The 9,837-nt window shown below is 38.9% G+C and carries 6 protein-coding genes; 1 reads left to right on the forward strand and 5 read right to left on the reverse strand.

Annotated features, from left to right (window positions below):
- Window positions 1-211 precede the first annotated feature (211 nt).
- The 5 genes from Q4567_RS21905 to Q4567_RS21925 all read right to left on the reverse strand — a co-directional run bounded on the left by Q4567_RS21905 (window position 212) and on the right by Q4567_RS21925 (window position 7,734).
- Window positions 212-892 carry a response regulator gene (locus Q4567_RS21905; RefSeq protein ID WP_216047952.1) on the reverse strand — a complete coding sequence of 227 codons (681 nt, stop codon included), beginning with the start codon at window positions 890-892 and terminating at the stop codon, window positions 212-214.
- Between the two features lie 5 nt (window positions 893-897).
- Complete coding sequence (locus tag Q4567_RS21910) at window positions 898-2,358, reverse strand: ATP-binding protein (protein WP_303502431.1); 1,461 nt, start codon at window positions 2,356-2,358, stop codon at window positions 898-900.
- 152 nt (window positions 2,359-2,510) lie between these two features.
- Window positions 2,511-3,041, reverse strand: a complete 531-nt coding sequence (locus Q4567_RS21915) for a hypothetical protein (RefSeq protein ID WP_303502433.1) — start codon at window positions 3,039-3,041, stop codon at window positions 2,511-2,513.
- Between the two features lie 19 nt (window positions 3,042-3,060).
- On the reverse strand, window positions 3,061-5,298 hold the full coding sequence (locus Q4567_RS21920; RefSeq protein ID WP_303502435.1) for a YHYH protein: 2,238 nt from the start codon (window positions 5,296-5,298) through the stop codon (window positions 3,061-3,063).
- A gap of 543 nt (window positions 5,299-5,841) precedes the next feature.
- Entirely contained in the window at window positions 5,842-7,734 is a 1,893-nt protein-coding gene (locus tag Q4567_RS21925) for a tetratricopeptide repeat-containing diguanylate cyclase (RefSeq protein ID WP_303502436.1), read from the reverse strand.
- 747 nt (window positions 7,735-8,481) lie between these two features.
- Here Q4567_RS21925 and Q4567_RS21930 point away from each other — a divergent pair.
- Window positions 8,482-9,675 (forward strand): MFS transporter, encoded by a 1,194-nt coding sequence (locus tag Q4567_RS21930; protein WP_216047957.1) that lies wholly within the window; start codon window positions 8,482-8,484, stop codon window positions 9,673-9,675.
- The last annotated feature ends 162 nt before the right edge of the window (window positions 9,676-9,837 follow it).

A 9,837-nucleotide genomic window follows, 5' to 3' on the forward strand; every position in this document is an offset into this window, starting at 1 on the left:
TTTCTTTGCACAAGAGACAGGCCTCAACCTACACTAAATTCAGCTCAATAGCGCCCATTTCCCAGAAACCGATGATTGTATAGGTATTTACCTAAATTACGAACGCATTCATACTTTTCATCAGACTCCAGTAAAAATTATGGGTTTCAATTTTAACTACCATAAAAGATGCCTGTCCACGTAATACTGAAAGATGCCTGTCCACGTCATACTACTCCCCCTTAAATTTATAACCCACGCCATAAACTGCTGAAATAGGGTTTAATCCAGCTTCAATTTCATTTATTTTTTTGCGTATATTTTTGATATGCGTATCAATATTGCGGTCTGACATATCTGAGGAGTGATTATAGATTTTGTTAATAATATCTTCGCGAGTAAATACACGACCTACGTGGCTTATAAAAAGCAGGAAGATTTTGAATTCCACGGCGGTAAAACCGATGTCATTCCCTTTGAATAAAGCAACAAAATCATCTTTATAGAGCTCAAAACCGGATTGCTGAATCACATTGGTTTTAGGCGGCGCAACTCTTCTTAACACGGCCTGTATTCTGGCAATAATTTCTTTGGGGCTAAAGGGTTTGCAGATATAGTCATCAGCACCGAGGTTTAATCCGCGTAAGCGATCTACTTCTTCGATTTTGGCGGTTATCATAATTATTGGCACATTCGAGAACTTTCTTATTTCTTTACAAATGGTAATGCCATCGACTTCTGGCAGCATTAAGTCCAGCAGTATAAAGTCAACATGAGTATGCTTTACGAAGTTGACCACGCCACTGCCTCGGTCAAAGTGCTCAGTGGCGTAGCCTTGTTGCTTGCAGTAGGCGATCAGTACCTCAGCAATATTTTCTTCATCTTCAATAATCAGAATTTTGGGAGTTGTCATTGGATTTAACCTACCACTGGGATTGTTACTTTTACTTCCAAGCCACCGAAAGGTGAATCTTGCAACGAAATATCCCCTCCATGGGCTTCAACTATTTTTTTACACAACGATAAACCTAAACCTGAGCCTCCATAATTTCTATTTCGAGATTTTTCCACACGATAAAAACGATCGAATAATTTAGTTTGATCTTTAGATGAAAGTCCAGGAGCTGAATCTTGTAAAATCACCTCAAGCTTGTTCTCTATTCTGTGGATTATTATATTCACCTGTCCACCATCATGGGTGTATCGACAAGTGTTTTCTAATAAGTTTGAAAATAATTGCTGTAACCGGTCTTTGTCGCCATTTACAATGCAAGGTTGTGCATTATTCAAAGCGTCACTATTAACCGTTAAATTGTGTTTCTGAAAGCGTGCGGTATAACTTTCAAACGTTTGTTGTAGTACGTCGATGACATCAACGGCCACGTCATTGTAAGTTAGATTAACCGTATCACTGTTGGCTAATTGGGCAAGGTCATCCACAATTCGATTTAAATTATCCACCTGATTAATCAATAATTTAATACGACTAGCGTCAGCATTAAACACCCCATCTTGCACGGCTAATAAATGGGAGCGCAACACAGTAAGTGGAGTTCTCAATTCATGAGAGGTATCTGAAACCCATTGGAAGCGCATTTGTTGATTGTGTTCTAGAGTGTAAGCTAACTCATTAAAATTATTCGATAAAGTTCCTAATTCATCCTGAGTAAGAGCTGAAATCCTACTTTCGTAATTACCTTTTTTAAGCTCGTTGGTGCCAACGACAATCTGATTTATCGGCTTAGTTAAATGTTTAGATAAAACAATAGCCATAATAAAAGCGAGTAAAATAACGCAAAGCGTAATAGTAAAATAGCTATTAAATTGGGCTGACAAAAAGGCATTTACCGAGCTATTTTCAACTAAACTAGAAGGTACTAAGCCTACCCAGCCTATAATGTTATTATTTAATAGAATTGGCTCTACACGCGGATTTTCGGTTAATTTAGCACGACCAACAACGACATTTTCATTTTGGTCATATAAGCTAATCCGTCTGCCAGTTTGCAGTAAATCAGCTGGAAGATTTGACCATAATAACGAGGGTGATTTTTTCTCGTTAATATTTTGTTCGGTATAGACGCTAGGGGTAATCTCGTGCTTATTTTGATGTTTGCCGTTAGCGCCACTTGGATTGTTTTTAGGATCAACGATAGAGCGCCATAACTCAGCATTCTGACTTATAGGCTCCCAATTACCTAATTGTGTATAAAATTGCACGAGTTGTTGTTTTACTTCAACAACATGCTTTTGTTCTTCTTGCTCAACAAAGCGATTAAACTCAGCCGCAAAGTTCATATATATAAACACGAACATCAACCCAACGAGGGTAATATTGGTGATGAAAAAGGCTAAAAAGAACTTGTGTATTAACTTCATCGACTCTCTAATCGTTGAGATCTTAATTTCATGCTTGTGTTGCAGTATTGCATACTGACTATTTGGCTACAATTAAGCTACTAACCTATATTTGAGAACGTTTTGCTTACTTAAATTCCTTGTTAAGTAAGCCTCATTCGATAGACTCAATTCTAAAATACAATGTGGGCTGTTTCACCTGCACCGAGTAATTTATATTGTGGTTTAACAACACTGGTATGCACTGCACCTAAACTTTTATGAAAAGAAATAGAAAGCTCAGACACTTGCGCAAAACTATGTCGTGCTTGAAAGACTATTTCTCTATCGTGAACCCTACTCTTATCAAGCTCACTATTATTATCGAAAGTTGCAGTTTCAAAAACAATCAATTCACCATTTACTATTAGGTTCATTTTTTGTTTGAGTGCGTTAGCAATAAACGCTTGTTGTTGACTAGCGTTTAAATTTTCGGGCATTAGCGTATCAATATCACCTAACAACCATGCTTGATCGCTTTTTAATGCCGAAATTAAATGCTCAATATCGGTGTGTACTTTCACCTCAACTTGGCCATCTCGTAAAACAACTTGTGCCGTTGTCTCATTTAAAACATGGGCGCTTAAAGGCGTGCCAACACTCATTAAAATGTAGGTTAATAAACAAATGGATTTAGCATATTTCAATTTTTTAAATACAGACATATTTAATCCTTTTACGCCACTATTTGGGTTGTTGAATAGTTGAACGACAAATTAAGGTGTTGTCGGTTTCAAGATCATCACCCCAAATTATTTGTGCATTTTTATCCCAGTTTATTTCATCATAACCGTCTTTTGGACCTACAGATGCGGCACTATGCTCAGTCGCATTTGGCCAGGATGAGTCATCAAAATCAGCGTCCAACCAATTATTAGGAGCATCTTTTGACATAAAGGTGCAATATCCTTGACCAGCAATAGGGTTCGCTTCTTGCTCGCATAACTTATTAAGAGGGGCTCGATGAAGAACCTCACATTTCCAACTACTATCGGTAACCGAAACGATTTCATTCGTATCGGTATCGGTTATCTGCATGATAAATCCGCCGTCCCCCATTTGCTGATTTTTAGCTCCGATATACTCTAAACCTGAATCGTTCTGCTTAAAGTCTTTGAGGATTAAATTAAGCTGGATAGGATAGTCAGTAGAAAAGGTAATACTCTCAGCATTAAACGAGCGTTCAGTTGTAATAGGCACTGAATCCTCAATCAGCAGATTGTCATCAACATAAGCGGCAAACCAATTATCCGCCCAGGCTTCTAATTTAAAATGGTGCTCACCTGAAATCTTTGGGTTAACTGACTCAATTGTTGTTAATTTCGATTTATTTGAAGGCCGAGGTTTATCATCTCTTTGATCAGCGCTTCGACAAAATGAGCCTTGCTCAATTTTTCCGCCATTACTAATAGTCTTTTGAGTAAAGTCGTAGCAGCCATCCCCCTGAGTTGATGGACTGTAGGTCGTAAAATAGTCTTTACCTTGGTATGAATACGCCATAGTGCGGCTGCCATCTTCAGATTCAGTGTAAATGAGGTTTTGAACACCACCAGTCGGTGGCCGAAGATCGGCTCTAATACCTTGTATATCACCACTTAGCGGAGCAACTCTAGGCAATTTTGTGGTATCAACCTCGCCGACTAAACATTGAATAATATAAGGGGGTGTCGCTGAGGTTTGATAGCGATAACCAAAATTATCATCTGCTTGGCCATTACACACATCTAAGTCACCTTCGGCGATTTCACTGCCATCTGGATTTGTATCACCATACAGTGGATAACCATCGTACGCCCAACCAATGATTGCATCCGCATCCTGATTTTTCATAGTCTCGAGCATGCAAGTAGGTGCGACATGATAGTGGTAGTCATCACCTCTTCCAGCATGACCACCGCAGATATCAAGTTGCCCTAGTGCAAAAGTGTCGTGTTTTGCATCGTATTGAGTTACATCTAATTCTCCTTGCGATGAATAATCGTAAATAGGCACTCCATTTACAGCTACGCCGACAGCGGCGTCGATAGTCGTTAGTTGTTTCGCCTTTTTAGGTTCAAGTTTAATAGGTGCGGCATATTGTTGCGCTGGTACTGGAATTTGCTCATTGGTACCGGTAATACCTGTCATCATCTCGTGCTGAGGATAAGTCGAAGACACAACGTAGGCATACTCTTCATCACAAATAACCGCAACCTCGTTGTCAAACCCCGCATCTCTGACAGACTGTTGAATTGTTTGACAGCGAGTAGAATCAATATTGACAGACAAATCAGGTCGAATAAATGGTGCAGGTGTTAGTTCATGTTCAGTGCTAGGTTTTGCTCTTTGCGCCTCGGCGGGGCTCAAATTCGCGCCAAGTCGTTGGGTATTTCTATTGCTGCGCTCGTAACTAACAGTTAACTGTGCAGATGCTAAGGTAATATTCTGCATAGCTGCTAAAAGTGTCGCGCGGTCTACTTTTGTATTTTCATTTAAACTTACTGGCGCAGATAAAGCATAAATTGTATAGGTGTAGCTTTTCTTTCCAGGGCCTTTTGAACAAGGTGGAGCATAGGCGTTCAGGTCATTGACACTGTTAGTACCCAATAAGCCAAGTGTTTCATTACTCTTAACTTGTGTTACATCAGAATTGATGTTGTACATAGTCCAATACCAATGCACACCATCTGGCGCATTATGATGCATTATTAGTGCATATGACTGGGTGGACTCTGGGGCACCACTCCAACTTAATGGCGGATTCACACTTTCTCCATCACAAGTATAAGTAAAGGGTAAATTACCGCCATCCACCATATCAGCACTGGTTAACACAAACTCACTTACATTGGACTGCTGTTGTGATTGACGACTATCACTATGACAAGCGCTCAGCGACAAGCCACATACAGTAACGATTAAAATCGACCAGATATTTTTCATTATTTAACTCCCCAAGAAGTTTCAATTAAGCACAGAAATTTATTATCAGTAGCTTAACAATCAAATGTGGGGCAAATATGTACGAACGGATTTTAAATACATTCAAACTATGTGATGTGAAAAATAGCGGCTCAGGGAAATTACTGGACAGGCATAACGAAATGAAATTACTGGACAGGCATAACGAAATTGCGTGAAATTACTGGACAGGCATAACGAAATGAAATTACTGGACAGGCATAACGAAATTACAGGACAGGCATAAAGTTACGTGGAAAATTACTGGACAGGCATAATAAGAGGACCCTATTTGATCAATCGGTTAAGCGCTGGATATAAGTGCCGATAGCTGGCGTGATGGAGAAAATTATTGGAAGGTTTAACAACTTGACTAGAAAAGGTTGTTAACTAAAAAAACTATAAATGTTGACGTCTAAAAGTAAGCGGACGTTGGAGTTTCTGACCGGCTTAATCAAATTGCAATCAACACCTAAACTGTACCATACACATTTTGTTTTTTAATAACCGAGATTGATGTACTGATTAAAATACGATCTTATCTTTTCCATGTTCTTTTGCTGTGTAAAGTTTGTTATCGGCTGCAGAAATCATACTTGCCACGTTTTTATGTTTCCCTTTATCAAGCTGTTGCACCCCAACACTGAATGTAACATTCTGCTCTTTAGGTACTCCATCAATCTCTGCACTGGAAAAATTATGTTTGATACGCGCAAAAATATTCTCAGCCACTGGTTTGGTGCAATTAGGCAAAACGATCAGCCATTCTTCACCACCATAACGTCCATACTTGCCATATTTAACATCATCACGCATAGACATTTTGCATGCTTTAGAAAAGGCGATTAGCACATTATCACCAACATCATGGCCATATGTATCATTAAATTTTTTGAAGTTATCCAAATCGATTAGGGCTATGATTAGCGATTTCCCTTCTGATACAGGCTCGCTGAAACAACTGTTGGCATACTCTAAAATAGCGCGTCTGTTTGGACAGCGGGTTAAATGATCTCTAAGCGCCATCGTCTTAAAGCTATCTCTAAGTTGTACTTGTTTGTAAAGAGTATACGTGACGATAATTAGTGAGATGGCAATTATGAAAATCACCAAATACCATAGCTTTTGCTGTTTGTTTTGTTGTTCAATTTTGTATTCTTGACGTTCGTTTTTCTCTGTAAGAAGTCGGTTTTCGGTTTCTTTCAATTCGGAGTCCAGTTGAATTCTCTGTCTTTCGACTTCTTGCTTTTTCTTTTGAAAATGATCTTTTTTAATTATTTCAATATTGTCTTTTGTCAGCTCGAAGGCGGTTTTATAATTTCCCTTTAACGCTTCTAAATTTGCAAGTAGTTGCTGATACCTGATGGTATTATCTGAGGTCGGAAAAAACTTTAAGAGACGTTTACTTGACGCTAAACTTGTCTGCGCTTTAGCTATGTCTTCAATCGCAATGTAGGCTTCGGTCAGTCCATTGTAAGACCAAAATTCAGACATTTTATCGTCTAATGCTGCGAAAAAGGGGCCGGTTTGATTATACAACTCTATCGCTTCAGACCAATGATGTTGCTTAATCGCAAGGTCTGCAAGACCTCTTTTTGACCACATTAGGCCGATATCATCTTTTAATTCTTTATTGATTATAATTGATTTTTCATACATCTCTTTTGATTTAGAAAAGTTCTCATTCAATAAGTAGGCTTTTCCAAGATTGTACAAAATAACTGATTGGTCAAATCTCGTATTTTTTTCAATACTAATTTCAAGTGATTTTAAATAATAGGCAATGCCTTCTTCAAAATTCTCCAGTCGAACGTTCGCCGTCCCTAATTCACCTGAGACCTCATCAAGAAAACTAAGATCATTTAATTTTTCTGCAATATTGTAGGCTTTTCGCAACGAAACCAAGGCTTCAGTATAATCACCTACTCGACTTTTCATTCTTCCCGCGGCTAAATAAATTTGTCCAATAAGGTCCTCGTTTTGAATTGTTTCCGCTTGAGTAAGTAAAAAACGATATTTATTGTTTAGTTCCTCTGAGTAGCCCTGCCTTTCGAGAACGTTTAACTCGGCTATCGCCAAGCGCACTAGAATAACTGCATTATCAAATTCTTGAGCAACTGGAATAACTTCACCCAATTGCTCCTGAGCTTCCGAAATTCTCTCTAGATTTACCAGTTTTTCAATTTTTAATGTTATCGCTTCAAGATAAACCTTGCGCCAACCTCTTTGTTTGCTTTGGGATATTATGGGGTCAAGAGTTTGAATAGTGTCCATAGGTGACGTCTGCTTGTCATCACCCAAATCGGAAAGGTATATCAGAGTTTCTTGTTCTGAACGCTCAATGACTTGCGCTTGAGAATATGCTGATATAACAACAGTAAAGATGCCAATTAAAACCAAGCGAATGTAATGTTTCATATATCCCTTCTATTAACACAAAGCGTGTCAATAACTGCAATTTTAGTTAAGCATGAGCATAACGCTAACAAACAACACTAATATTTTTGAATTATTAATAGTTACGCCTATTTAACGTCGGCAATTCTAATTTAATTAACTGAGTTAGTTTGTCGATTATTAACGATGTAAAGGGGCTAAATAGATCAAATTTATAACCTACAATTTACATGACAGCCATTAAATTGACTAGCACTTTGTCGCTTTAGACGAGCTTAAGGTAAAAGCTGTTTGAATAAGACCATTATTATTAATTGGTTCTCTTAGTAACCAGCTTTTACTTTTAAGAATTGAACCGAATATCAAAAATCAAAATTCGTATTTTGTGTTTGCGCCCAATTTGTTTTGACTTTGTTCAGTGTGCGAATTTGTTAAAACAGTACAAGTCATTGTAAACGCAGCGTGAATTAAATTAATAAATCGTACACTAGGATTTACGCTTTTATCTAGTTCATAAAAAACCTTATAAATAAGCGGGCTAGAGCATAGAATTACCTATATTTCTTAGCGTATAATATCGTCATCAAAGAATAAAAATCTCATCAATTCTAAGTACTGTTGCGGTTAGCAAAATCAGTCTTATATTGGTTCTAATATCCCTACAATAATTAAGCTGGCCTGGGTACCTCGATTATTTTTACGATAAACGAGGAAGGGTTTTGTATTTCGTTTTGTGATCTTAGTCACTTAAGTCTAAAAAGGTAATGTATGTCTGCTCCACAATCTAATCAGGATGCAACGGTTTGGCCCATTCTGATAATGGCACTTGGCTCATTTGTATTAGGGCTGACCGAGTTTTCGTCGATGTCGATGCTCCCGTTAATCGCCGACTCGTATAATGTTTCGCCTTCACAAGCTGGAAATGTGATTAGTGCGTATGCAATTGGTGTGGTAATTGGAGCACCATTATTTATGTTGTTAACCAATAGAACGAATCGTCGCACTTCCCTGATTATTTTTGTGGCTATGGTTCTGCTTGGCAATGGTTTGAGTGCAGTTGCATCGAGCCTAACTGAGCTTATAGTTTATCGAGTGCTCTCTGGCCTACCCCATGGAGCTTATTTTGGTACCGCATTGCTGATAGCCGCGAGCATGGCACCGAAGGGTAAACGCGCAAGTTACATGGCAAAAGTGTTTGCCGGCCTGACCATTGCGACCATTGTGGGTGTCCCTATGGCAACCTTAATTGGTCAGTCGATGAGCTGGCGAGTCTGTATGGCGATTGTTGCTGTATTGGCGTTAATTACGTTGGTGTTAATTTATTGGTTAGTACCGAGCTGTCCGGTGACAGAACCAAGCAAATTACGCGAAGAGTTTGCCGTTCTGAAAAATAAGTTAGTGTGGTCAATTTCCGGTATTATTTTTGTTGGTTTCGGTGGTGTATTCTGCATTTATACTTATTTAGCGGATACCATTATAAACGTCACACAAACTCCTTTAATTACCATTTCTATTGCGATGATGATGTTTGGTGTAGGAACGACAATTGGTAATTTGCTGATCAGTAAATTGGCTGATCATGCTCCGATCAGTACCACAGGTATAGCATTGCTTTGCAGTGTTGGCATTTCCCTAATGTACGTGTTTGCAGCGAGTAATATTTGGTGGTTATATATTACCGTATTTTTGTTGGGCGCAAGTGTCGGCTTGGCCGCGGTAATCCAGTCGATGTTACTCGACGTCTCGCCGAAAGGTCATGCAATGATAGGTGCGCTGGTGCAATGTGCTTTTAACACTGCCAATGCAATTGGACCTATGGTGGGTGGCGCAATGCTAGCGTCAGGCGCCAGCTTTAATGAAGTTGGCTACGCCTCAGCAATGCTTTTCTTTGGCGGATTTATTATGTGGGCATTAAGCTATATGCAAATGCGCAACCGAGATATGCAACCAGCAATGGGTTAAATGCTTAATTAAAGGAGCTCCGGCTCCTTGCTGTGCATCACTTGAATCTCTCCAGTTGCAAAAATTACGACCTTTTAGACGACCTTTTAGACAGCCACAAACTAGACTAGCACTTTGACACTATCAACTAAGCTATAGGTATAAGGTTCATAAGGAAGAACA

This window comes from Aliiglaciecola sp. 2_MG-2023 (assembly GCF_030548145.1).
GTDB lineage: Bacteria > Pseudomonadota > Gammaproteobacteria > Enterobacterales > Alteromonadaceae > Aliiglaciecola > Aliiglaciecola lipolytica_A.

Excerpts from the sequence above, each read along its gene's own strand:
- Q4567_RS21925 (WP_303502436.1), bottom strand. The coding sequence starts at position 7,734 with ATGAAACATTACATTCGCTTGGTTTTAATTGGCATCTTTACTGTTGTT.
- Q4567_RS21905 (WP_216047952.1), bottom strand. The coding sequence starts at position 892 with ATGACAACTCCCAAAATTCTGATTATTGAAGATGAAGAAAATATTGCT.
- Q4567_RS21930 (WP_216047957.1), top strand. The coding sequence starts at position 8,482 with ATGTCTGCTCCACAATCTAATCAGGATGCAACGGTTTGGCCCATTCTG.
- Q4567_RS21910 (WP_303502431.1), bottom strand. The coding sequence starts at position 2,358 with ATGAAGTTAATACACAAGTTCTTTTTAGCCTTTTTCATCACCAATATT.
- Q4567_RS21915 (WP_303502433.1), bottom strand. The coding sequence starts at position 3,041 with ATGTCTGTATTTAAAAAATTGAAATATGCTAAATCCATTTGTTTATTA.
- Q4567_RS21920 (WP_303502435.1), bottom strand. The coding sequence starts at position 5,298 with ATGAAAAATATCTGGTCGATTTTAATCGTTACTGTATGTGGCTTGTCG.